Source organism: Mucilaginibacter sp., assembly GCF_041088075.1.
Taxonomy (GTDB): domain Bacteria; phylum Bacteroidota; class Bacteroidia; order Sphingobacteriales; family Sphingobacteriaceae; genus Mucilaginibacter_A.
In genome coordinates this window covers 36,010-60,143 of the sequence record NZ_JBGCVY010000044.1, presented here as the reverse complement: position 1 = coordinate 60,143, position 24,134 = coordinate 36,010, and the positions used below count along the sequence as shown (strand labels likewise).

Sequence of the window (24,134 nt, the reverse complement as noted above, 5' to 3'; positions counted from 1 at the left end):
CATCATTGTAATCCAATTTTTACATTTCTTGCTACCCGCTTAAAACGGTTTGCCCTGAAGTTGTTTAAATTTACGCAACAGTTTAAATTTATACAATCAAAATGCCAATGCTTCTTTTACCAGGCAAAAATTGGTGCTTGCCTGCTTATGATAAATCAGAAAACTAAACAGTTAGATTTTTAGGCGGTAAAAGAAGCATCGGCACGGAAAAAAAGTTTAAATAATTTCTCAAAACGTTGTTGCTTTAGCGATGCTTCTTTTATCGTATGATTTTTAAGCACAAACGGCACTGGCAATGCAACCGTTGGGCGTCCCTTTTAAGAACCTAGCGTAATAAACAATCGACTATTAAAGTTTCTAAATTTAGAAACTTTTGTTATTTTTGGTGAAAACTAATTGAGTGAAATATTTTGAAACAAGATTTTTAGAAGAAGCTGACGAGTTTATTGCCAAACTCGACAAAAAATCTGCAAGCAAAGTATTTTACAATATTGACTTGGCAGAACAGACGAATGACCCAAAACTATTTAAAAAACTAAAAGATGAAATCTGGGAATTTAGAAGTCAATATTTTGGCAATCAAAACAGGCTTCTTGCATTTTGGGACAAAACTGGATCTACTGAAACGTTAGTGTTGGCAACTCACGGGTTTGTAAAAAAAGACAATAAAGTTCCTCAAAAGGAAATTGATAAAGCCGAACGAATTCGGGAAGAATATTTTAACAACAAAAAGAAAAAATAATTATGGCTAAAAAAGAAATGAAATCATATTCGCTTGCCGAAATGAAAGACAGATATATCGGACAAGTTGGAACTATTGACAGGGATAATTACGAGTATGAACTTCGCATGGACGTTTTGGGACGAATGATAAAAATGGCGCGACAAGAACGTAATCTGACCCAGGAACAATTAGGCAAACTGATCGGTGTTCAAAAATCGCAAATATCTAAACTTGAAAGTAGTGCAAACAGTGCAACAATTGATACTATTTTAAAAGTGTTTAAAGCTTTGAAAGCGGAAATAAATTTCAACGTCAAGCTTGAAAACGAATATATTCAACTAACATAAAGAAAGGCGTCGCCCAACATTGGTTTGGCAAAAAACTGGCGGACGTAATAAACATCAACTTTTGTTTTGCTATTTTGTCTCAGTTCCGGCAGACGGAACAAAACTGGCCGGTAAAAGAAGCATCACATTTGATTATAAATTTAACTTTGGTTTCGGCTGAAGGATTTCTATTTCCAGTCCTTCGCCAAGCCTTGAACGGTATGTTTTTTTTCCTGAAAAGAAACAGCACCGGCATACTGTTTTTACCCACTAAAAAAATCTTGCCCGGGTTTAGAATTCCGTTGGGATCAAAAACCTGTTTGATACATCACATGATTGTTAATTCCTTGATTTCCTTAATGCAGTTTTTTCCCATTTCAGAAAAAATTTTAAATTACTGCTTGTTATACATAAATAGCTTCAATTCTTTTTTTGGCAAATTAATTTTTGCGTAACCACCGTATATTCCAATGTAAATGTTTCTTTCATTTATTACAGCAATAGAATGCGGATACAACCCTCTCCAAAAAAGATTGTTCAATATTAACTCTTTCTTCTGTTTGTTGATACAATAAAAACTATTATAAGTAAGAATAAAAATCTTATCCTTATAAACAGTCATGGTAGTAGGTGCAGCATCTAAATCCAAAACTTTAGAAACAGTAAAAGAATCTTTTTGAACAGTAAGCTTGGATAGCGAGCCGTAATTTTCAGACATATGGGCAAGTCCCTGAATAAACAGACAATAATCTTTATAAGGGATGATAGCTTTAGTATTTCCTGATGCAACGCGAACATATTTGTCCTTTATTAAATTTCTTGTTGGATCCTTAGCGGGTAGTATAAAATCATAACTGCCAATTTCATTAGTTGCTTTTTTATTTTGACCATTCACAACAAAGCTTCCGTTAGAAGCATCAAACGGTTTGTAATACAGCCCACCGCCCCATTCGCCACAATCAAAAGCTAAAAGTTTACCGTTTGCAAAAGCATATTCGATGCCAGCAGGCAATGGTTTGTCTTTCACAATTTTCAACTTACCAGCATTTATAAAAACCGAAAAAGATTTAGTTTTTGCAATATCTAACTTCTCCCATTCTTTGGCAGGTACTTTTGATATTGGATAAGGATAGAAGTCGTTTTTTGAATAAGTTTGACCAATGCAATTAAGACTGAAAAAAATGATAACCAAAGTAAAAAGTTGTTTCATGTGATTCATACAATTTTTAAATTGGATATACAAGTTAACGGTACTTATACATTTAACAAAAAAACTTAAACTGCGCTTAGCCTTTCAATATCAAACCCTGATACTGTTTTTACCCACTAAAAAATCTTGCCTGGATTTAATATGCCGTTGGGGTCAAAAACCTGTTTGATGCCGCGCATTAAATTTAAATTGATTTCCGAAAATTTAAGCGGCATGTAATCTTTTTGCACCAAACCAATGCCATGCTCGCCGGATAAAGTCCCGCCTAAAGCAACCGTCAGTTCAAAAATTTCGCGGATGCCGTGTTTCAGTTCGTTGTTCCAAGCATCGTCGCTCATGTTGGCTTTGATGATGTTGACGTGCAAATTGCCGTCGCCCGCATGTCCGTAACAAACGGATCCAAAACCATATTTTGCGCCAATCGCCTTGATGCCTTTCAGCAGTTGCGGCAAAGCGGCGCGCGGAACAACCGTATCTTCTTCTTTGTAAACCGAATTTGATTTCACCGAAACCGCCATCGTCCGCCGCATGCGCCACAATTCTTCTTTTTGGGTCGAAGTATCTGCAAAAAGCACTTCTGTACAATGGTGCTGCTCCAATACTTCGTTTATCCGCTCACAATCGGTAAACAAAACGTCCTGGTTGCTGCCGTCCACTTCGATCAGTAAAAACGAGGAAACTTCCGGTTTCAGATCAAAACTGATGTCGTCGTGCTCCATCACCCACTCCACACCTTTTCGCTCCATAAACTCCAGAGCCGAAGGGATAACGCCCGCCCGAAAAATAGCAGAAACCGCTTTGCAGGCATCTTCATCTGTTTGGAACGAAGCCAGCAGCAACAGATCAAACATCGGTTTTGGCACTAATTTCACCACGATTTTGGTAACAATGCCCAGCGTTCCTTCCGAACCGATCATCAGTTGCGTTAAGTTGTAGCCGGAAGCATATTTCAAGGTATTTGCACCCGTCCAGATAATTTCGCCGTTGGGCAAAACCACTTGCAGGTTCAAAATATACTCGCGGATCGTCCCGTACTTCACCACGCGCGGACCGCCCGAACCATGCGAAACATTGCCGCCGATAAAACAGGAACCTTTACTGGCCGGGTCAACCGGATAAAGCAAGCCTTTTTCGGCCGCGGCGTTGATAAAAACTTCGGTAATTACGCCCGGCTCAACCGTGGCCTGCAGGTTTTGCTCGTCAATTTCCAGGATTTGGTTAAACTTTTCCATCGCAATTAGCAAACCACCGTGGATGGGCAGCGCGCCACCGCTTAAACCCGTGCCGCCACCACGTGGCGTAACGGCAATATGATGCGCGTTGGCCAGCTTCATCAGTTCCGAAACCTGCTCCGGCGTTTGCGGTTTTACCACCACCTGCGGATAAAAACGCAGGTCTTCCGTTTCATCATGGCTGTAATTTTCCAGATCGTCAAGATCCGTAAAAACAGCATGATCGCCGACAATGGCTTTGATTTGGCTTAAAATATCTTCGGTTATCGTGTTGTAGCTCATGCTTCTTTTATCCAGGTAATTTCTACCAGTGAATATTTTACTTCTCCCGGCAGCGGTGGGTTTAATTTTTTGATGCCCACTTTTATCTTTTCCAAAAACGAAAATCCCGAACGAATCTTGTCAATCATTTCCTGCACCAAAGTTTCCAATAATTTGCGTGGCTGCTGCATTTCTTTGGATACAATTGTGTGCAGCTTTTCGTAATTTACGGTCTTGGAAATTTCATCGCCAATATTTTTATTTTGAAATTCCACTTCCACGTCCACCAAATAATGGCTGCCCAAAATTTGTTCTTCGGGATAAAAACCGTGGTAGGCAAAAAACTTGATTTGGTGAAGGGCGACTTTGATCATACGATTGGGATTTGGATTTGTGGGATTAGTGGATTGTTGGATTGTTGGATTGTTGGATTTTATTTTATATCGTTTAGATTTTTTTAGTGCTTTTTTATTCCCGAAATTCTTCTAATCCTAAAAATCCAAATTCAAACATTTTGGCAACATGAGGAGAAAAGGATATGATTGATTGTAGTCGAGGTTATCATAAAACATTCCAACTTTCGATAAATTTTTATAGTAATCATTTACATTATTGTAGTAATACTTTTCCGATTGAATATACCAAGCCCTTTCCCCTAACTTTTCTGCCAAAAACCATTTTTCCAAAAGCCTTGCAATCCGGCCGTTGCCATCATTAAAAGGATGAATATTTACAAACACCAAATGTATTAGAGACGCATAATAAAAAATTTCTTCAATTGTTAAATGCTGTTTTAACAAAAAAGAAATGTCTTTCCACAATTTTGAAAATTCTGCTTTAACTATATTTGCCATTGCAGCTTCAAATTGGATTCGGCCTGTATTGTGTTCTAAAATTAACATTTCAAATGTTCGAATGGCTCCTTGTTGCAATGTTGGCAATAGATGTTTAGCAATCAATTTATGAGTATGTAAAAAATTACTTTTTGTGAGGTTATTTGCTTTTGCAAACAAATAAGCTTTGTATAAATCGTTGGGCTTTTCTATCAGGTTTGGTAAGTACTCGATATTTAATAATTTGTGCTTTACATAACTATCTACATCCATTACTTCACCTTCAATTTTTGAGGAAGTCATTACCGATACCGAAGTATAAAATGTAAAACTATGCGGTTCTAACTCTCGGTTCTGAATAGTTTCAAAGTTTCCGGCGATATCTACGTCCAACAAATCCTTGTAACTCAAAAACAAATCTGCTGGTATTATTTCTAAAGAAGAAGCCATTTTCTATAGTTATCAAAACTTAAAAACTAATATTTTCACTAATAAATCCAAATCCATCACTCTTCCGAATAGACCGCCTGCACCCGATCGCGCAAATTATACCCCGAAGCCATCACTTCGCCATAAGCGCCGGCCGAACGAATGGCAATCAAATCTCCGCGCTGCGATTCGGGCAATTCTACATCCGTACGGAAACAATCGGTGCTTTCGCAAATCGGGCCGACAACGTCGTAGTGAGTTGATGGTTTATGGTTAATAGTTGATGGAGCCTGGCTTTCGACCTTTCCGTCTCCCAAACTTTCGGACTCCCGGACTTCCTGACTTCCCGACTTCGACAAATTCTCAATCTGATGGTACGCCTGGTACAACATCGGGCGGATGAGTTCTGTCATCCCGGCATCCAGGATTAAAAAATTCTTTTTGAGGCCGTTCTTCACATATAAAACCTTGGAAATCAGAGAGGCACATTGCGCAACCAGCGCACGGCCCAGTTCAAAATGCACTTCCTGGTTTGGGTTGATTTGCAGGAAATCTTTAAAAACCTGGAAGTAACTTTCAAAATCAACAATGCTGTTTTTATCGGGCAAAAAATAGTCTATGCCCAAACCGCCGCCCACGTTTAAAACTTTCACCTCAAAACCTTGCCCCTGAAACCAGGCTTGCATTTCGTTTACTTTCAAACATAAATTCTGAAAAACACTCAGATCATTAATTTGAGAACCGACATGAAAATGGATGCCCAAAAAATTCAGATTCTGGCATTGGCGCAGCTTTTCGGCAACGGCAGGCAATTCCCAGGTGTTGATGCCAAATTTGTTCTCTTCCAAACCTGTGGTGATAAAATGGTGCGTATGTGCATCTACATTTGGGTTGATTCGGATGGCAATATTGGCGGTTTTGTTTTTGGCCGAAGCCAACTGGTCGATCACGTCCAGCTCCTGTACAGATTCGGCATTAAAACAAAAAATATCCTGGTCCAAAGCCAAATTGATTTCTTTGTCGGATTTTCCAACGCCGGCAAAAACCACTTTTTCTTTTTTAAAACCGTGGCTGATGGCAGCCAGCACTTCGTTCCCGCTCACACAATCGGCACCAAAACCAAAGCTTTGGATGGTATCCAAAACACGCGGGTTAAAGTTGGCCTTCATGGCATAATGCACCAAAAAATGGTGCCTAAAAGAAGCATCGGCACAAGCCTTTAACGTGGCTTTTAAAAGTTCGAGGTCGTAATAATAAAAAGGCGTTTCTAATTGCCGGAAACGGTTGACAAGGGCAGGATTAAACATGGGCGAAAATAAAAATTAAGCCTGTAAAATCCCGACGGGAAGAAAACAATAATTTATGCCCCAGCAATAACAGGCAATGATTTTATGCCGGTAAAAGAAGCATCGGCAAAAACAATAATTTATGAAAGAGCAATATTCGGCAATGATTTTATGCCGGTAAAAGAAGCATTTGCAAAAAACAATAATTTGTGCCGATAAACTTGTTTAAACTTTTATTATTCATCAACCCTTTCATTTACAGCTTTTTATTACAGGACACACCCCTGACCCCTCTCGAGAGGGGAAGCATAGCTTGCTATCTTTCTAACGTTTGGGTAGGCGTCGTTTGCAGGTTCCCCTCTCGAGAGGGGCAAGGGGTGTGTCCTTTATTTTTATGCCGATAAAAGAAGCATTGGCAAAAAACAACAATTTATGCCGGAACAAAGATTTTATACCGATAAAAGTAGCATCGGCACAAATAATAATCTGTGCCGGAACAATGATTTTATGCCGATAAAAGAAGCATCACACCAAATCAAAAAACTTCGGACAGGTTTACAAACAAGCCATGCGAATTGCCCGTGCCGATGCCGTAATCAATACAAATATTGGTATCCGAACGCTTGTTGAATTTTACGCGCAGACCCGGCCCAAACGCAGGCGAAACCCGCTGAAAACGGTTGGCAGGATAATCAGAAAAACTTTCGCCGTTTACAAACAAAACGCCGCCAAACAAGCCGTTTTTGCTTAACGTAAAACGGTATTCGGTTTCGGCATACAGCATGTTTTGGCCGCGAAACCTGCCGGTAACGTAGCCCCTGCCGGTATTTCCGGCCAAATCCCAGCCCGTGGCCGGCAAATCAAAATACGGCGCATGGCCGATGGTAAAGTTTTCCAAAGTCCAAAAAGCCAAAACATTTTTACGGTTGGCCGTTAGCGGGATGTATTTGCGGAAATCGAACGAGATGAATTGCCAGTTTTGGTCGCTGCCCAGCATTTTCAAATTTGGCCGGTAAATTAAATTGACGTAAGTGCCATACCGCGGGTTGATGGAATTGGTGCGGCTATCGTACAACAAATTAAAAACCACGCCCGAAGTAACGGAACTTTTGGTTTTGCCATAAATTTGGTAATTGGTGATGTTTTGGTAAGGATGGCCGGTTTCCACAATGTCGTAATGATAATCCAAAGCATAACCGATGCCGCCGTAAAGGTTTCTTTTGAGTTTTTTCAACACGGTTTCGTAAAAACGGATGAAGTTGTATTTAGTCGAATCTATGTCGTTTGCCGTGGTCAAATTTCCTAAACCATAGGTATTTTCGGTGTACTTGTACAAGCAAATATCGCCAACATAATTGTAATCATCATCTTTTGTCCAGATGTTTGAAAGGATGCGCAACGTGGTTTGGTTACGCTGGTTGTAGGACAAACCGGCGCTGATGGCCGACAGGTTTTCGTGCATTTTTGGTTCGGTATAAAATGCAACATTGCCCGTTATATCGGCCGCAAAACCAGTTGATAAAGTGTAGCCGACAGAAGGCACAACCGAATAATTGAAACGCTTGATGGGCGGATTGGCCGTTGTGCTGTTTTTATGCAGGATTTTGTGGATAATATCCAGCACGTCTTTTTGCGTTGCCAAACTGTCCTGCTTTTTGCGCAAAGTATCCGAAAGGGTTGCTCCGGAAGCCATATACCGCTTTTTTTGGGCAGCCAGTTTTCCGGTGATCGAAACAAGGGAAAAAACACAAAACAGGAAAACACGTACTTTAAAGGGCATCCTGTTTTTAGTATGGTAAAAGAAGCATTTGTTCAAGACGAGGCAATATGGCAAAAGTTTAGGGAAATTAAAAGCCGGAGAAAAATTCTTCCAATGAACCAAAATAAGCGGAGTTCCAGCCTTCTACAATATCGTTGTAATCTTCGTCCGGAATGTTGGTATGCCGCAACTCGGCAGAAGTACCTTGTTTATCGGGATGCAGTTTGATGGTTACGATGGAGGGTTCTTCCTGCTCGCCAAAATACCATTGCTGCACGAGTTTTTTGTTTTCTTCAAACTCCAGGTTTTTCCCTTGGATGCTGCCTTCCCACAAAGAAAACTCGGTTCCGGGCTCGGCTGTCATTTCTGCTGCCTCGCCCGTCCAAATTTCGATGCTTACCGGGTTGGTCAAGGCCAGATAAACTTCCTCCGGTGTGGCCGGAAGCACGTAATATTTTTTGTAGTCTTTCATTAAAAGCGGAATTCGGAATCGGAAACGAAAGCAAATATCCGCAAATTAAAACTAATACTGCTGCGGGTCGAGGTTTTTTATCAGCTCGTCCAGTTCGTTGCCGCTTTCTTTTAAAAATGCCAGCACTTCGGCCAGTGTTTTTTCGCTGTTTATAGAAACATCCAGTACATTTACCAAACCCAGGATATTGGCCAAAGGCTTGCGCACTAAGTGAAAGTTCATGTAGGCCAAATCTTTCAATTCTTTGTTTTTTGCCTTGAGGGAAAGTTCTTCGTCAATCCCTTCTTCCAGCATCTGGCGGTACATTTTTTTCTCGGTAACATCAACTATGGTAAAAAGCCAGGCTTCTTTTCCATCCAATAAAATTGCGGAAAGTGTTGTTTCGGCGTATATTTTTTTGCCGGAATTTGCAATAAAACCAAGTTCTTTGGTAAGTTGCTTTTCATCAAACGGCAACTTTTGATATGCTTTTGGCAGGATAATGTTTTGCAAAGGCGTTGTTAAAAATTCGGTGCGGTTGTAACCAAAAGTTTTTTCGGCCGTATGATTAACTTCCAGGATAGATTCAAAAGTCAGGTCAGCAATCCACATGGACTGAGGGCTGCCCAAAAAAAAGTTTTTCAGGCTTTGATCGTTGAAATCTAACATTGGGCTTGTTGTCATGGTATTTCTGTTTTAGAAAAAATTGGTATTTTAAAAACACATCACTAATGGTAAACCAACAATGCTGCAATTAATTGTTTTGTTGTTTAAATAAATTTCGTAGATTCAATTTGCTGCATCCCGTTCTTTTCATTTAAACAAAGCAAGTTTGATGAAAATTGATAAGCCGTTTTTTAAAATAAGACTAACAATATCCAAGCCAGTTTAAAGTAAAACTAAAATTGTGGCGGTTTACGTTCAAATTCCTTAGCTTCATTTCATTTTACAGACGTACGCAATAGCAGATGAAAAATATTTTATGGTTCTGTTTTTTATTTCTGCTAACCTCAGCTTGTGGAAAAAAAGAAACGGAAACGACCACAGGCCCTGCCAATGCGCAAAAAATTGCCCAGGCACAGCAAATAAAGCATCCCGTTTTTTTGAAAGACATGTTTGGGGTAAATGCATTTGAGTGGGATTTTCTGGGCGACCCAAAAGGCGCACACGACCCGACCCGGATTTTTGAACCAAAGATGGAACTGATCAAATCTTTCAGCGGTTTGAGGCATTATATGGATTGGGAAAAGCTGGAAAGCGAACCGGGCAGTTATACCTTCAACCCAACCCATAGCGGCGGCTGGAACTACGATGCCATTTACGAACGCTGCAAAAAAGAGGACATTACCGTTTTGGCCTGTTTAAAAAACTGCCCGCAATGGTTGTTAAAATCTTACCCAGAAAATGAGCGCGATGCCGAAAATGTGCCTGCGCCTTATGGCAGCAATTTGAATGACCCGGCTTCTTATATTTTGCAGGCAAAAGCAGCATTTCAATTTGCGGCGCGATATGGCAGCAATAAAAACGTGGATACTGCTTTGGTAAAAGTCAACCCAAAACAACGTTGGACGGGCGACGGCATTAACCAGGTGAAAATTGGTTTAAATTTGGTGAAATACATAGAATGCGACAACGAACGCGACAAAACCTGGAAAGGCAAAAAAGCCTACCAAAACCCGGAGCAATATGCCGCAAACCTTTCTGCTTTTTATGACGGCGACAAAGGCAAACTCGGCAAAAATACAGGGGTAAAAACAGCAGACCCAAACATGCAGGTAGTTATGGGCGGCTTGGCTTCGCCGGAGGTAAAATATGTGCAGAGCATGATTGATTGGTGCAAAAAGCACCGCGGTTACAAGCCTGATGGTTCGGTTGACCTTTGTTTTGATGTCATCAATTACCATTATTACGCCAACGATGCAGCTTCGCACTTTAACCATCAGCCAAAAAGAGGCATTGCGCCCGAACTTTCCGACGAAGGCAGCAAAGCCGATGAATTTGTAAAGTTGGGCAAACAATACAATTTGCCGGTTTGGGTAACCGAAGTTGGCTATGATATCAACCCAAATACGCCGCAAGCCGCCAAAGCCATCGGTAACAAAACCACAGAAGATACACAGGCCGATTGGCTTTTGCGCACTTCGCTTTTGTTTGCGCGGCATGGCATCAGCAAAGTGTTTTTTTACATGATGGATGACGTAAACAAGGAAAGCACTGTGCAGTATTCTTCTTCGGGCTTGATTAATGGTTTATCGCGCCGCCCTTCCGCAGAATTTATTTTGCAGGCCAAAAACCTGATGGGCAATTTTCAATACGTGCAAACTTTAAGCAACGATCCTTTGGTGGATGTTTATGTTTCCGGGAAAAAGAAAATGTACGTGCTTACCGTTCCTGATGAAACCGGCCGAACTGCCATTTGCCATTTGAATTTAGGGCAGGTAAAAGAAGCATCCATTTACCGCTTCCAGCCCGATACTGTTTTTATGGGCAAAAAATTGGTGCCGGTAAAAAACGGAAAACTGACGGTAACCGCATCAGAACGGCCGCTTTTTGTAGAAACCAACTGAAACATAAAGTTGGCTTCGGCCTAAAAAATACCGTTGCAAATGTTATCTTTGCCCGGCAAATAATTAACCCATAAATTGTTTGCTATGCAATTTGATCCCGCCAAATTTGTTGCCGAAGGTTTAACGTATGACGATGTATTGCTGGTGCCGGCATACTCCGAAGTTTTGCCCCGCGACGTAGATACCAAATCGTTTTTAACCCGAAAAATTAAGCTGAACGTGCCCATTGTTTCGGCCGCGATGGACACCGTTACCGAAGCTGCCCTGGCCATTGCCATTGCACAAGCTGGCGGGATTGGGATGTTGCACAAAAACCTGAGCATCCAATTGCAGGCCGATGAAGTGCGAAAAGTAAAGCGTTCGGAAAGCGGCATGATTCAGGATCCGGTTACGTTAAAAGTAGATGCCGTAATTGCCGATGCCGTAAAAATTATGAAGGAATATCGGATCGGCGGCATTCCGGTGGTTGATAGCGATCATAAATTGACCGGCATTATTACCAATCGTGATTTGCGTTTCGAAAAAGAAATGGGCAAACCTGTTCGGGAAGTGATGACGAAAGAAAACCTGATTACGGCACCGCTCGGAACAGATTTAACGCAAGCAGAAGCAATCCTCCAAAATTATAAAATAGAGAAACTACCGGTTGTTGATGCGGATGGACGTTTAACTGGTTTGATTACTTTTAAAGATATCCAAAAATTTAAAAACTTCCCTAACGCTTGTAAAGATGAGCAGGGCCGTTTGCGTGTTGGTGCTGCCGTTGGCGTTACCGCAGATACCTTGGAACGCGTAGATGCTTTGGTGAAAGCCGGCGTAGATGTGGTTACGATTGATACGGCGCACGGCCACTCGAAAGGTGTAATTGACCGGCTAAAAGAAGTAAAAGCCAAATATCCGGATCTGCAAGTTATCGTTGGCAACGTGGCCACCGGCGAAGGCGCCAAAGCACTGGCCAATGCCGGTGCCGATGCGGTAAAAGTGGGCATTGGCCCCGGTTCTATTTGTACCACGCGGATCATTGCCGGGGTTGGCGTGCCGCAGTTGTACGCCGTTTACGAATGCGCCAAAGCTTTGGAAGGAACCGGCGTTCCGGTGATTGCAGATGGCGGCATTAAACATACCGGCGATATCCCGAAAGCAATTGCGGCCGGTGCAAGTTCGATTATGGCTGGTTCTTTGTTTGCCGGTGTGGAAGAATCGCCAGGCGAAATCATCATTTACGAAGGCCGCCGTTTTAAATCGTACCGCGGCATGGGTTCGATCGAAGCAATGGAACAAGGCTCGAAAGACCGCTATTTCCAGGATGTGGAAGACGATATTAAAAAATTAGTGCCCGAAGGCATCGTGGGTCGCGTGCCGGTAAAAGGCAGTCTGGCCGAAGTGATGTACCAATATGTTGGCGGCCTACGAGCCAGTATGGGCTACTGCGGCGCGGCCAATATTGAAGCTTTGCAAAAAGCCAAGTTTGTGCGCATCACTTCTGCCGGTATCCGCGAATCTCATCCGCACGACATTACGATTACCAAGGAAGCACCGAATTATACGAGGTAGGTTGGGATGCTGTTTTATGGGGGTAAAAAAAGTGTCAAAAATATTAACTATCGTAATTACCGGTTTTATGAATGCACATGTAACAGCTATATTAGAAAAAATGCAAACATCTGATTATGTTAAACTAAACTCTGACTTTGCATTCAAACTAACAAATGAATCTGAAAGAGGTGCTTTACTAATTGGTGCTGGCAAAGTAGAAGAATATCTGGAAAAACTGATAGTTGGTTTACTGCCATCTAAAGAAAAGAACTATACATCTAAACTGTTAAACTATCCTGGACCACTAAGCTCATTTTCTGGAAAGATTGAACTACCTTATGCTTTTAGAATATTTGACGAAAGGCTATATAAATCATTAACAGAGTTGAGAAAACTAAGAAATCAAGCTGCTCATTCATCAAATTCATTTTCCTTTGATGAGATAAAGGAAAACCTTGAAATGATATATGATTTTGAAGAAAATTTTAAAGAAGTGATACATAAATTATCATTTGACAATCTCATGAAATGGAAGAAAATAATTTTAAAACAGGCTTTTGAAAATAGTAAATTGAAGAATTACGATTACGAAAAGTTATGGCATCAACATGTGCCTAATCCCGAAAGTAATTCTTCAATTCAAAAACAATTAGTTGTTTGGAAACTTGCTTATGGATTAACTTTTATTTGTTTGAAAATTGAAGCTATAATAGATGATTATAAATTTGTTATAGAAAAAAACAAAACTTGGGCTGACTACATTAACAGTAATGCTTGAAAATTAATAATTTCAATGACCAATTTTGAAAATGTCATTTGTTGTAATATGAAATTTAGTTCTATGAACTTTAAATAATGATTATGCAAACCAAACTAACTCTAAAGCTGGATGAAGAAATTATTCAACAAGCTAAAGAATACGCGTCTAATATTATTAAGATTTCCCCTTTTGTAAAAAGCTTGTCTTCAGGAACTAAAATCCCAGTAGATTTAGATTACAAGAAAGAGTATGCCAACTATCTAATCGAAAAGTATAGATAAATTAACTGCCTGTTTAACTTTATCCCGCCTGTTTTTCATGCTTCTTTTATGCCATTAAAATTGGCAGCTTTTACTTTTGGCTAAAGCCAATTTTGTTCCCCTTTATCCACGGCCTAAAGGCCGTGGCAATGAATAAAGAACTTTGCTGTGGTTTTTGTTATTAAGTAAAAGGATTTGTAAAACAAGGTTGCTCAATTGCCACGGCCTGTAGGCCGTGGGATGTGTAAATTTAGGCTTGGCTTTAGCCAAAACAACATTGAAAGAAATTTAAACAGGCTCTAAAATCAAGCTTGCTATCAAACTATAATTTAACCCATACTTCTTTTACCACCCCAAATTCCCTTTTCCCACCAATCCCACAAATCTCAAAAAACAATTTGCCAATTTAAAAACCTTAATCTATTTTAGCCCACTTAATTGATAGGGTTTATGTACTACTTCTTTTACCACCTCTTTTTTGGTGTCCGCCGGTTTGGCTGTTGCTGCCGTTTGTAGTGCTTCCCTCCTCCTCCCCCTGTCAACAAAAATCCTGTTCGCATCAAACAAAAATCTATGGCATGAAAATTTCTACGTCTATTTTAAAAAAACCACTTTTACTGCTTTTGTTCCTTTTGCCGCTCCTGTCTGTTGCCCAATTAAACGGCAATTACATTTTAAGCGGCGTGGTAAAAGACGATAGTGGCCAGGCACTTCCCGGTGTTTCGGTTAAAATTACTGGCAGCACATCCGGCACTATTTCGGATGCGCAAGGCCGGTTTTCTGTTACCACCAATGCCAAATTTCCTTTAAAACTGGTGTTTTCCAGCATCGGTTTTAAGCCGCAGGAGTTTGAAGTGAGCAAGCCGGGCAGCCAGTTGAGCGTGCAATTGGTTACGCAATCCATGATTGTAAACGAAGTTGTGGTAACCGCTTCCCGGCAGGAAGAAAAAATCATGCGTTCGCCGGTTGCGATTGAAAAATTAGACATCCGCGCCATCCGCAACTCGCCCGCGCCCAGCTTTTACGATGCGCTGGAAAATGTAAAAGGCGTACAAATGACGACTTCCAGCCTGACGTTTAAAGTGCCTAATACGCGCGGCTTCAACATCCCCAACAACTTCCGGTTTTTACAATTGGTGGACGGCGTGGATATGCAGGCCGCAACGTTGGGCGTTCCGTTGGGAAATGCCATTGGGCCGACTGAGTTGGATATTTCCAGTGTAGAGATTACGCCCGGCGCAGCTTCTGCTTTATACGGTATGAACGCGATAAACGGGATGGCTAATCTACTAACCAAAAGCCCGTTTACGTACCAAGGATTAAGCATTTACCAGCGCACCGGCGTTAACCATGTGGACGGGATTGATGTTGGCCCGAGCGTTTTAACAGAAACCGCCTTGCGTTATGCCAAAGCTTTCGGCGATAAATGGGCGTTTAAAGTAAATGGCAGCTACATGCACGGCACAGATTGGATTTCGAACACTAAACTCGATCAAAACCCCAATAATTTAAACAGTGCCAACCCAGGCTTTCCGCAACTGAACGGAGCAAATAATACAGCGTATGATGGTTGGAACAAGTATGGCGACGATGCTTTGGCGGGAAGCAATGTGGTTTCGATTGGCGGGCTGACCATCAACGGAAAGCCAAACCAAACGATGCGCGTGGCCCGTACTGGTTATTACGAAAAAGATTTGGTCAGCCCTTCGGTAAAGAATTTAAAGTTTGATGCCTCGCTGCATTTCCGTCCGGGAAAAAATACGGAGATTGCCTACACGTACCGCATTGGCGATATGGACGGCACTTTTCAGCGCGGCAACAAAATCCGTTTGCAGGATGTCATCGTTCAAAACCACAGCCTGGATATCAAAGGCAAAAATTTTAAAATCCTCACTTATGTTTCGCTGGAAAACACGGGCAAATCTTACAATGTAAAACCGCTGGCCGATAACCTCGATTTGGCAAGCGGCGGAAGCAATACGGCCTGGGCGGCAAAATACAAAGCGGCTTTGGTTTCGCAATTAAACAGCGGTGTAGATTTGGCCTTGGCAACGCAGGCTGCCCGCGCCGCTGCCGATGCGGGACGTGTTTTGCCTGGAACACAGGCTTTTAACGATTTGAAAAACACGATTATCGGGATCAATAACTGGGACATTAAATCAAGCACCATCCCTGATGCACCGGCAACCGGCGGCGCGGCTTTAATTCAAAACAGCCGTTTGTACCACACTGAAGGCCAGTGGGATTTGTCAAAAACGGTTAAAATATTTGATTTATTGGTTGGTGCCGATGCCCGCATTTACCAGATCATCCCCGATGGCAACAACTTTGTGGATTTTTCGCGGCCAATTGCCGACCGGAACAAACCACTGCCCGATGGCAGTTTTGGCAACGATGTTTACTACAAAAAATTTGGTTCGTTCGCTCAGGTTACCAAAACCTTTTTCGAGGAGAAGTTGAAGCTTTTTGGTTCGTTGCGCTTTGATTACAACCCGGATTTCGACCCCAAATTTACACCGCGTATTGCTGCCGTTTATTCGCCTGCCGATAACCATAATTTCCGCATCACTTACCAAAAAGGCTACCGTTTTCCGGCTTTGTTCGAGGCTTTGTCTTACGTAAACAATGGCCGTGTGCGCCGCGTTGGCAGTTTGCCTTACATTGACCAGGGTTTGGGTTATCTGGAAAACAGCTATACACAGGCATCCGTAGTCAACTTTAACGCCGCCGTTGCCGCCGCCGGAAATACCGATGCCGCCGCTTTGGCCAACCGAAATTTGTTGCAGGTGGCCGATTTGCCAAAAGCGCAGCCGGAAGGCATTAGTTCTTTCGAGGCCGGTTACAAAGGTGTTTTGTTTGATAACAAAGTGGTGGTGGATTTGGACGCTTACAGCAATATTTACACTGGCTTTCTCGGCCAGGTACAAGTTTATGTGCCTAAAAACAGTATGATCGGTTCGGATGCCGCAGTTTTGGCAATGCTGGACCGGAACCGCGATGCCACTACGGCAACTTCAACAACCGCAGCCAGTGCCGGGCAAGACCGTTACCGCGTTTACACCAATGCCAAAAACAAGTACCACAATTTTGGTTCGGCCATTGGCATTACTTATAACTTTTACCAAAAATACAGCATTGCGGGCAACGCCAGTTTTAACAAGCTGGTGGCCAACAACACCAGCGATATTTTTGTAACCGGTTTTAACACGCCTATTTTATCTACCAACCTTTCTTTTGGCAACCGCGAGATCATTAAAAATTTAGGTTTTAATGTGATCTACAAATGGCAGCAGGGCTTTTTGTGGGAAAGCCCGTTGGTAACCGGCTCCGTTCCGGCCGTTCATACTTTTGATGCACAGGTTTCGCTGCGTGTGCCTCAATATAAGGCCAGCGTAAAAATGGGCGCTACAGATTTGTTGAACCGCCGTTACATCCAATACGCTGGCGGCCCAACGCTTGGCGGTTTGTATTATGTGGCCATAACTTTGGATGGTTTGCTGGAGAAATAGTTGGATACTGTTTTTACCGGCATAAAAACAGTATGCTGCTTTTGTCATTTCGATCCGAAGGGAGAAATCTTATTTCAACAACAAAAGCCTGATCGCTTTGAAGAGGATTTCTCCCTGCGGTCGAAATGACAGCGCGAAAAGGAACCTTTTTCAAAATGCCATACTGTTTTTATCGGCATAAAAACAGTATTTGATGGCCGTCTTCAGTTTTGGTTTTAGTCTTTTTCTTTGATTCGGAAGGTTGCTTTATCTCGGCCCAAATTCAATAAAACCTTTTCCAAAGTCCCTCTGCTATGCAATTCTTCTAAAAAAAATACCCAATGCTTCTTCAAACCCTTCTTTAGCGTCATCTTCGTTATCACCATAGGAAGATAATTCCAAGGCCGGGCAATAAGAAACGATGTAATTTCCATCCTTGATCAATTGTACTTCCAGCGGTACTTCAAAAGTACTGTTGTTATCTGTTTCGATATAATTTTCCATCATAAGGCAATTTGAGGCATGATCAAATATACATATTTGGATCATTTATGCCAATCCTTGGTAGTGTCTCAGTTTGAATTTAAGGTAAAAAAATAAATCCTGACCATTAAAAATGGCCAGGATTTAAAGAAGTTTAAGTTTTAGTGCTTTAACAACATGAACGTGATTATGGCTACTATGGTTTGCAGTACACTTACCATTAATTGCATTGCACATATTATCAACGTTAAAAAACCTACATATTTTGCTTTCATTTGTAATATTAATTACTCCGATTGAGGCGATTAAAATATGCGATTTGATGCTACAAATATAAGCATTTTAAATTAATTCAAGTTCAATTTGTAAGCGTAACAATATCTTCAATACTCATAAAATCTTTTGTTTTAAGCCTCCGAAAATTCGATCTTTAGACAAAATATTTTTTATCAATGAATGCAATCTGTGTTTTCTGCGGGGCGAATTTTAACGGTGATGAAAAGCTAAAAACAGCCATTGAAGAACTGGCCGAACTGATGGTGAACCAAAATATTTCCCTGGTTTTTGGCGGCGGAAAAGTTGGCGTGATGGGTTTGATTGCCGATGCCATTTTGCAGCGCGGCGGAAAAGCCATCGGCGTAATCCCGGGGTTTTTGATGGACAAAGAAGTTGGCCACCAAGGTTTAACGGAGATGCACGTGGTAGAAAACATGCACCAAAGGAAGCAGTTGATGAACGATTTGTGCGATGGCATCATCACCCTGCCCGGCGGTTTGGGCACGCTCGAAGAATTTTTTGAAACACTGACCTGGCTGCAGTTGGGCCTTCACCACAAACCCATCGGTTTGCTCAACATCAACGGTTTTTATGATTTTTTGCTGAAGCAGATGGACGTGATGGTAGAAAACCGTTTTCTGAAACCGGCCAACCGCGAACTGGTTTTGAGCAGCCAAAACCCGCAGGAATTGCTAAAACTGATGCAAAACTTTAAAGCCGTGCCAGAGGAAGTTTGGTTTAAAAACCAAAACCTCACTTAAAAAGAGGCGGTAAAAGAAGCATCATCTCAAAAAACAAAAGCACCCTGAACGGGGAGTTCAGGATGCTTTAACCAATTATAAACCTAACAGGAGAGAATTACTGTTTTGTACGTTACAAAAATTACAAAGTTTCAACTATTTTTGCGCGGCAGTTAAACCTGTTTTTTGCCCGAATATATTTTTCTGCATTTTCCGGTACCAAAAATCAATAAATTTGATTTACTAATGTATCTTTCCGAAGGATTAACGGCACAAAGCGTTGTTTGTCTATTACTGTTTCACTTCCTGTTTTAATTAATGCTGATCAATAGCTGTTTAACTTCATCTCAAGAAAAAAACGGATGCTTCTTTTAGCACTATAAATTTGGTGTCGCCCTTTGAAAAGCAAAATGGCCGCACTGATTTTTAGCCGGTAAAAGAAGCATCGCCAATAATTTGAACAAAAATTTAAACCGCTTTTAAGGTTCCCCAAAAAAACAGGCATTTATAACTTACCAAATTTGCACCAAGGACTTTTATGGAAAACGATACGTTGCGCACAGATAAAAATTCAGCCCAAGACCAGGAACCTACAACAATAAAAAAACGTGCGCCTGTCGTTCGTTCCGGCCGTACGCGGCCTTTTCCCATTGTGGCCATCGGCGGTTCGGCCGGCGCTTTTAATGCTTTCGAAAAGTTTTTTACGCATATGCCGGCCGATAGCGGGATGGCTTTTGTGCTGGTTATGCACTTAGACCCAAACTACGCCAGCAATTTGGCCGAACTGATCCAGGCTTTTACGCCCATGCCAGTGATGCAGGCCGAAGATGGCGCGCAGGTAAAACCCAATACAGTTTATGTGATCCCGCCGGACAAAGACATGGGCATCCACAACCGAAAACTGCTGCTTTTAAACCCGTCTAAAGCGCATGGCATGCGCCTGCCGATTGATTATTTTTTGCAAAGCCTGGCGGAAGACCAATGGAACCGCGCTGTTGGCATCATCTTGTCCGGAATGGGATCGGACGGGGAAACCGGTTTGCGCCTTATCAAAGAAAAACTGGGCATGGCGATGGTGCAAGACCCGGAAACCGCGCAGTACGACAGTATGCCAAAAGCATCCATTGCCACCAATTTAGTTGATTATGTTTTGGCACCCGAAGAAATGCCGGTCAAGCTGATCCAATACCTTAACCACCCGGCATTGAGCGAAGAACCGGTGGAACAGGTAAAATCAGAAATACGCGATTCCAACTCGATCCAAAAAATACTGATGCTGCTGCGCACCCGTACCGGCCATGATTTTTCGCACTATAAAACCAATACCATTACCCGCCGCATTGACCGCCGTTTGGCTTTGCACCAGCTTTCGGACTACACCGCCTACATCAGTTTTTTGCGTGAAAACCCGCACGAGTTGGATGCCCTTTTTAAAGAACTGCTGATCGGCGTAACCAAATTTTTTAGGGATGGCCAGGCCTACGAATCGCTGAAAGAAAAACTGCTGCCTATCCTCCGCCTCAAAACCAACAACGAGCCGGTGAGGGTTTGGGTGGCAGGCTCCTCTACCGGCGAAGAAGCTTATACAATTGCCATTTTGCTAATGGAATGCTATGCGATGCTGAACAGCAAACACACGCCCAAGATCCAGATTTTTGCAACAGACCTGGATATTCAGGCGATAGAAACCGCACGCTCCGGCACGTACCACAGCAATATTGTTGCCGATGTTTCGCCCGAACGGCTGGAACGTTTTTTTATCAAACGGAACGAAAAATACCAGGTAAAAAAAGAACTGCGCGAAATGTTGGTTTTTGCCCAGCACAACTTAATCAAGGATGCTCCTTTTACCCGCCTGGATTTGTTGTCGTGCCGCAACGTGCTGATCTACCTGAACGCCGAACTGCAGAAAAAGCTGATGCCGATCTTCCATTACTCGTTAAACCAAACCGGCATTTTGATGCTTGGACCGGCCGAAACCATTGGTGGTTTTACCGACCTTTTTGTGCCTGTAGAGCCGAAATGGAAAATATTTGAACGAAAGGCAGGCTCGCAATCAGCAAATAAAGTTATGGATTTCCAGTTCAACATTTCACGCCAAACCTTTGGCAACGTCCAAAAAACAGAAGAAACAAAAAACAAAAAGAAATCGCTTTTAGAAAGTTTCAACAAGTTTTTGCTCGAATCTTTTACGCCGGTTTCGTTATTGGTGAACGAGCGCGGCGACATTTTGTACATCAACGGCAAAACCGGCCGGTTTTTGGAACTGAACCCCGGCGAGGCGGCCATGAACGTTTTTGAAATGGTGCGCGAAGAACTGAAAAACGTTTTGCGCAATGCCATTTATCAGGCACAATCGCAAAAAACATTGATCGCGGTAAACGATATAAAGATCAAAGAAGACGGCCAAACGCGTTTGGCAAACCTGAAAACCTGCATTTTTAACGACTCCGAGCTGCAAGGCTTTATCCTGATCGTGATTGAAGATAAAGGGCTGCTAAAAAAAGCATCGGCCAAAATAAATACCAAACAGAATGACAGCGGGCAAAACATGATGGCCGAAGAGCTGCAAAAAGAACTGGAATACACCAAACAGCAACTGCACAGCACCATCGAACAAATGGAAACTTCGCTGGAAGAACTGAAATCAACCAACGAAGAACTGCAAAGCACCAACGAAGAACTGCAAAGCACGAACGAAGAATCGCTGACCACGAAAGAGGAAATGCAATCGCTCAACGAAGAGCTGATGACCACAAACGTGTCTTATCAGGCCAAAGCCGAAGAACTGACGCGGCTGAACAACGACATGAAAAACCTGCTGGACAGCACCGAGATCGGTACTATTTTTTTGGACAACCAGTTGATGATTTTGCGCTACACGCCGCAGGTTAAAGCTTTGTTCAACGTCATTGCTTCGGATATGGGCCGTTCCATCACCGATATCAAGTTCAACTTTGATCTGCCCGATTTTAAAAAAACCATTACCGACGTGATCGAAACGCTGGCCCCGAAAGAAATCGAAATCAAAACCAACAAAAACGTGTGGTACAACCTGCGCATTATGCCTTACCGCACCATGGACAATTTTATCAGCGGTGCCGTGCTTACGTTTACCAATATCAGTTCTTTAAAAATAATGGAACACAGGCTTAAAACGATGGTAAATTATTCAAAAACGATGGTAAACCAAATGCAAACGCCTGCCATATTGGTCAACGGCAAACAGGAAGTAATTGCGGCAAACCCGGCTTTTTTGGAGTTTTTTAAAATGGACGAACGGCAGTTGCAAGGCCTGGGTTTTTCTGGCCTGGTGCATGATTTGTGGAAAACAACGCGTTTGGACAACCTGATCCGGAACGCGCAGCAAGAGGAATTGCAGGTTGCCTTAAACCTCGAATTTCCGGTGATCGGGAAAAAACAGTTGGGTTTTACAAGTTTGCCTTCGGTAGATGACCTGACGGGCGAAACATTGTTAAATTTAATTGTTATTGACGATAAGAAGCTTGTTTAATTTACCTTTTTAATGAAATTGTTTAAACTTAATTTTCCTGATAAATGCTTCTTTTATGGTTAAAAAAAAGATGAAAAGACACACCCCTTGCCCCTCTCAAGAGGGGAAATATGGCGCCTACCTTTTTAACGTTAGAAAGGTAGCGAGCTTTGCTTCCCCTCTCGAGAGGGGCAAGGGGTGTGTCCTTTATTAATATAGGTATAACTTGTTTAAACTTATTATTTTGTGCTTTACACAATGCTTCTTTTACCCTATAAAAATAGGTGGGCAATTTGTTTTGATTTGTTCAGGCCGATACCAACACCAATTTTATAGGGTAAAAGAAGCATCAGAAAAAGAAGGGCCGGAAAAAAAGTTTAAATAATTTTGTAAATAAAACAGAACAAGCAACACCAAGAGTTTAAACAAATCAATGTTAAAAGAAAACAATATGCTCGAGATCCTGCGGGAAAAAGCCGAACAGTTAATTTCTGCCGATAAAAACAGCAACAGAGGCGTGCAATTGATGGAAGTGAAAAGGCTTTTTCACGAATTGCGGGTACAGCAAATAGAACTGGAGATGCAGAACGACGAGCTGCAAAACTCCTATGCCGAACTAGAACATGGCCGCATCAATTTCAGCAATTTGTTTGAGCTGGCGCCCATCAGTTATTTTGTAACCAGCCAAACCGGCATTATCCAAAACGTTAATTATGCGGGCATAAAATTATTTGACAGTGGTAAAAACAGTATGGTTGGCAAACTATTTTTACTAAACATCCATCCGGAAGACCGGGACGAGTTTTACATCTATTTTAAAAAGCTGTTTGCCTCGCCGGATGCGCAAACGTGTTTTATCCGTTTGATAAAAAAAAACCAGGATATTTTAAACGTGCAGGTTGATGGCATTGCGGTCCAAAACTCGGATATCAACCCAATCTGTTATTTAACCGTAACTGATTTTACCGCGAAGCAGCAGGCCGAGCAAAAACTGAAAGAAGCCAAAAAAACGCTGGAAATTGCTTTGGAAGCTTCTTCCACCGGCATCTGGGAAATTGATATCGTATCGGGCAAAATCTATTTTGATGATTTTTGCCTGGCCTTGTACGGTTTCGACGAGGGCAGTTTTGACGGCAGCTACGAAACCATGATCGGCAAGGTCTATCAGCACGACCGTAAAAACGTAGACCACGAAATCCGGCAGGCCATTATCCGGGAAAAAGAATTGAACATCAGGTTCCGGGTCAATTGCAATAACCAGGGTTTAAGATATGTGCAGTCCAGGGCGCAAGTGGTTACAGACCAGCAGCAGAAAAAACGCTTTATCGGCACTTTTACCGATATCAGCGACAAAATGATGATGGAGATGGAAGCTTCGCGGATTAAAGAGGAGCAGCAGCAAATGATCCTGGCAGCAGGCCTGCAAGCAGAAGAAAAAGAGAAAAAAAGGATCAGCGAGGTGCTGCACGACGGCATTGCACAAATGCTGTATGCCGTTAAACTTAATATAGATCAGGTTAAAAACACGGAAGAAAAACCATCTTACGACCATTTGATGCAGTTGCTTAACCAAAGCATCCGCGATATCCGCAACATTTCTTTTGAACTGGCACCATCCATTTTAACAGATTTTGGCCTGGCAGCCACTTTAGAAGATATGGCCTTGCGCTTGTCAAACAGCAAACTTAAGGTAGATACCAAAGTTAGCCATACTTGCAAATCTTTGCCCTTTGAAACGCAGCTTAACATTTTCCGTATCGTGCAGGAACTGGTAAACAACAGCATCAAACATGCGCAGGCCAGCAACATTAGTATCGAGGTAACCAAAAAAGCAAAAAACACATTTATTACCGTTGCAGATAATGGCATCGGTTTTGACAGTAACCAAACAGCAGAAATACCAAAAGGGATAGGTTTAAGCAGCATTAAAAACCGTTTGCGTTTATACAAAGGCCTTTTAACTATTGAATCATCCCCGCAAACAGGCACAATCGTTCAAATCAGCCTGAAACATTAACTA

At 42.0% G+C, this 24,134-nt stretch carries 20 protein-coding genes; 10 read left to right on the top strand and 10 right to left on the bottom strand.

Annotated features, from left to right (window positions below; all coding sequences use genetic code 11):
• Window positions 1-400 precede the first annotated feature (400 nt).
• Both V5804_RS10500 and V5804_RS10495 read left to right on the top strand, forming a co-directional pair.
• Window positions 401-742, top strand: a complete 342-nt coding sequence (locus V5804_RS10500) for a type II toxin-antitoxin system RelE/ParE family toxin (protein WP_369591339.1) — start codon at window positions 401-403, stop codon at window positions 740-742.
• Window positions 743-744: 2 nt separating this feature from the next.
• Window positions 745-1,071, top strand: a complete 327-nt coding sequence (locus tag V5804_RS10495) for a helix-turn-helix domain-containing protein (protein WP_369591338.1) — start codon at window positions 745-747, stop codon at window positions 1,069-1,071.
• Window positions 1,072-1,150: 79 nt separating this feature from the next.
• On the opposite strand, the gene V5804_RS10490 is transcribed toward V5804_RS10495, so the two are convergent.
• The 9 genes from V5804_RS10490 to V5804_RS10450 form a co-directional block, all read right to left on the bottom strand.
• Complete coding sequence (locus tag V5804_RS10490) at window positions 1,151-1,375, bottom strand: hypothetical protein (protein WP_369591398.1); 225 nt, start codon at window positions 1,373-1,375, stop codon at window positions 1,151-1,153.
• A gap of 69 nt (window positions 1,376-1,444) precedes the next feature.
• Window positions 1,445-2,260 (bottom strand): hypothetical protein, encoded by an 816-nt coding sequence (locus V5804_RS10485; protein WP_369591337.1) that lies wholly within the window; start codon window positions 2,258-2,260, stop codon window positions 1,445-1,447.
• 116 nt (window positions 2,261-2,376) lie between these two features.
• Window positions 2,377-3,774, bottom strand: coding sequence for an FAD-binding oxidoreductase (locus V5804_RS10480; RefSeq protein ID WP_369591336.1), 1,398 nt, complete (start codon window positions 3,772-3,774; stop codon window positions 2,377-2,379).
• The gene (gene folB / locus V5804_RS10475; protein ID WP_369591335.1) at window positions 3,771-4,127 is read right to left on the bottom strand and encodes a dihydroneopterin aldolase; all 357 of its coding nucleotides are present in this window, start codon (window positions 4,125-4,127) and stop codon (window positions 3,771-3,773) included. Before folB ends, V5804_RS10480 begins: the two co-directional genes overlap by 4 nt.
• A gap of 117 nt (window positions 4,128-4,244) precedes the next feature.
• Window positions 4,245-5,036, bottom strand: a complete 792-nt coding sequence (locus tag V5804_RS10470; RefSeq protein WP_369591334.1) for a Fic family protein — start codon at window positions 5,034-5,036, stop codon at window positions 4,245-4,247.
• 56 nt (window positions 5,037-5,092) lie between these two features.
• Window positions 5,093-6,322 (bottom strand): diaminopimelate decarboxylase, encoded by a 1,230-nt coding sequence (gene lysA / locus V5804_RS10465; RefSeq protein ID WP_369591333.1) that lies wholly within the window; start codon window positions 6,320-6,322, stop codon window positions 5,093-5,095.
• A 514-nt stretch (window positions 6,323-6,836) separates the two neighbouring features.
• Entirely contained in the window at window positions 6,837-8,081 is a 1,245-nt protein-coding gene (locus V5804_RS10460; RefSeq protein WP_369591332.1) for a BamA/TamA family outer membrane protein, read from the bottom strand.
• 67 nt (window positions 8,082-8,148) lie between these two features.
• Window positions 8,149-8,532, bottom strand: coding sequence for an SRPBCC domain-containing protein (locus tag V5804_RS10455; RefSeq protein WP_369591331.1), 384 nt, complete (start codon window positions 8,530-8,532; stop codon window positions 8,149-8,151).
• Window positions 8,533-8,583: 51 nt separating this feature from the next.
• Entirely contained in the window at window positions 8,584-9,195 is a 612-nt protein-coding gene (locus tag V5804_RS10450; RefSeq protein WP_369591330.1) for a PAS domain S-box protein, read from the bottom strand.
• Window positions 9,196-9,479: 284 nt separating this feature from the next.
• On the opposite strand from V5804_RS10450, the gene V5804_RS10445 reads away from it, so the two are divergent.
• The 5 genes from V5804_RS10445 (at window position 9,480) to V5804_RS10425 (ending at window position 17,143) form a co-directional block, all read left to right on the top strand.
• Entirely contained in the window at window positions 9,480-11,078 is a 1,599-nt protein-coding gene (locus V5804_RS10445) for a hypothetical protein (protein WP_369591329.1), read from the top strand.
• Window positions 11,079-11,162: 84 nt separating this feature from the next.
• Complete coding sequence (gene guaB, locus V5804_RS10440; RefSeq protein ID WP_369591328.1) at window positions 11,163-12,632, top strand: IMP dehydrogenase; 1,470 nt, start codon at window positions 11,163-11,165, stop codon at window positions 12,630-12,632.
• A gap of 31 nt (window positions 12,633-12,663) precedes the next feature.
• On the top strand, window positions 12,664-13,392 hold the full coding sequence (locus tag V5804_RS10435) for a hypothetical protein (RefSeq protein WP_369591327.1): 729 nt from the start codon (window positions 12,664-12,666) through the stop codon (window positions 13,390-13,392).
• An 83-nt stretch (window positions 13,393-13,475) separates the two neighbouring features.
• Window positions 13,476-13,655: a DUF6364 family protein gene (locus tag V5804_RS10430; protein WP_369591326.1), complete on the top strand. Its 180-nt coding sequence runs from the start codon at window positions 13,476-13,478 to the stop codon at window positions 13,653-13,655.
• A gap of 557 nt (window positions 13,656-14,212) precedes the next feature.
• The gene (locus V5804_RS10425; RefSeq protein WP_369591325.1) at window positions 14,213-17,143 is read left to right on the top strand and encodes a TonB-dependent receptor; all 2,931 of its coding nucleotides are present in this window, start codon (window positions 14,213-14,215) and stop codon (window positions 17,141-17,143) included.
• Window positions 17,144-17,434: 291 nt separating this feature from the next.
• Here the strand turns inward: V5804_RS10425 and V5804_RS10420 are convergent, their stop codons facing one another.
• A complete protein-coding gene (locus V5804_RS10420; protein WP_369591324.1) occupies window positions 17,435-17,629 on the bottom strand; it encodes a hypothetical protein in 195 nt (64 codons plus the stop codon).
• Window positions 17,630-18,057: 428 nt separating this feature from the next.
• Here V5804_RS10420 and V5804_RS10415 point away from each other — a divergent pair, with 428 nt between their 5' ends.
• From V5804_RS10415 to V5804_RS10405, 3 genes are all read left to right on the top strand, one after another.
• On the top strand, window positions 18,058-18,642 hold the full coding sequence (locus tag V5804_RS10415; protein WP_369591323.1) for a TIGR00730 family Rossman fold protein: 585 nt from the start codon (window positions 18,058-18,060) through the stop codon (window positions 18,640-18,642).
• Between the two features lie 517 nt (window positions 18,643-19,159).
• Window positions 19,160-22,135: a chemotaxis protein CheB gene (locus V5804_RS10410; RefSeq protein WP_369591322.1), complete on the top strand. Its 2,976-nt coding sequence runs from the start codon at window positions 19,160-19,162 to the stop codon at window positions 22,133-22,135.
• A 430-nt stretch (window positions 22,136-22,565) separates the two neighbouring features.
• Complete coding sequence (locus V5804_RS10405) at window positions 22,566-24,131, top strand: PAS domain-containing protein (protein ID WP_369591321.1); 1,566 nt, start codon at window positions 22,566-22,568, stop codon at window positions 24,129-24,131.
• The last annotated feature ends 3 nt before the right edge of the window (window positions 24,132-24,134 follow it).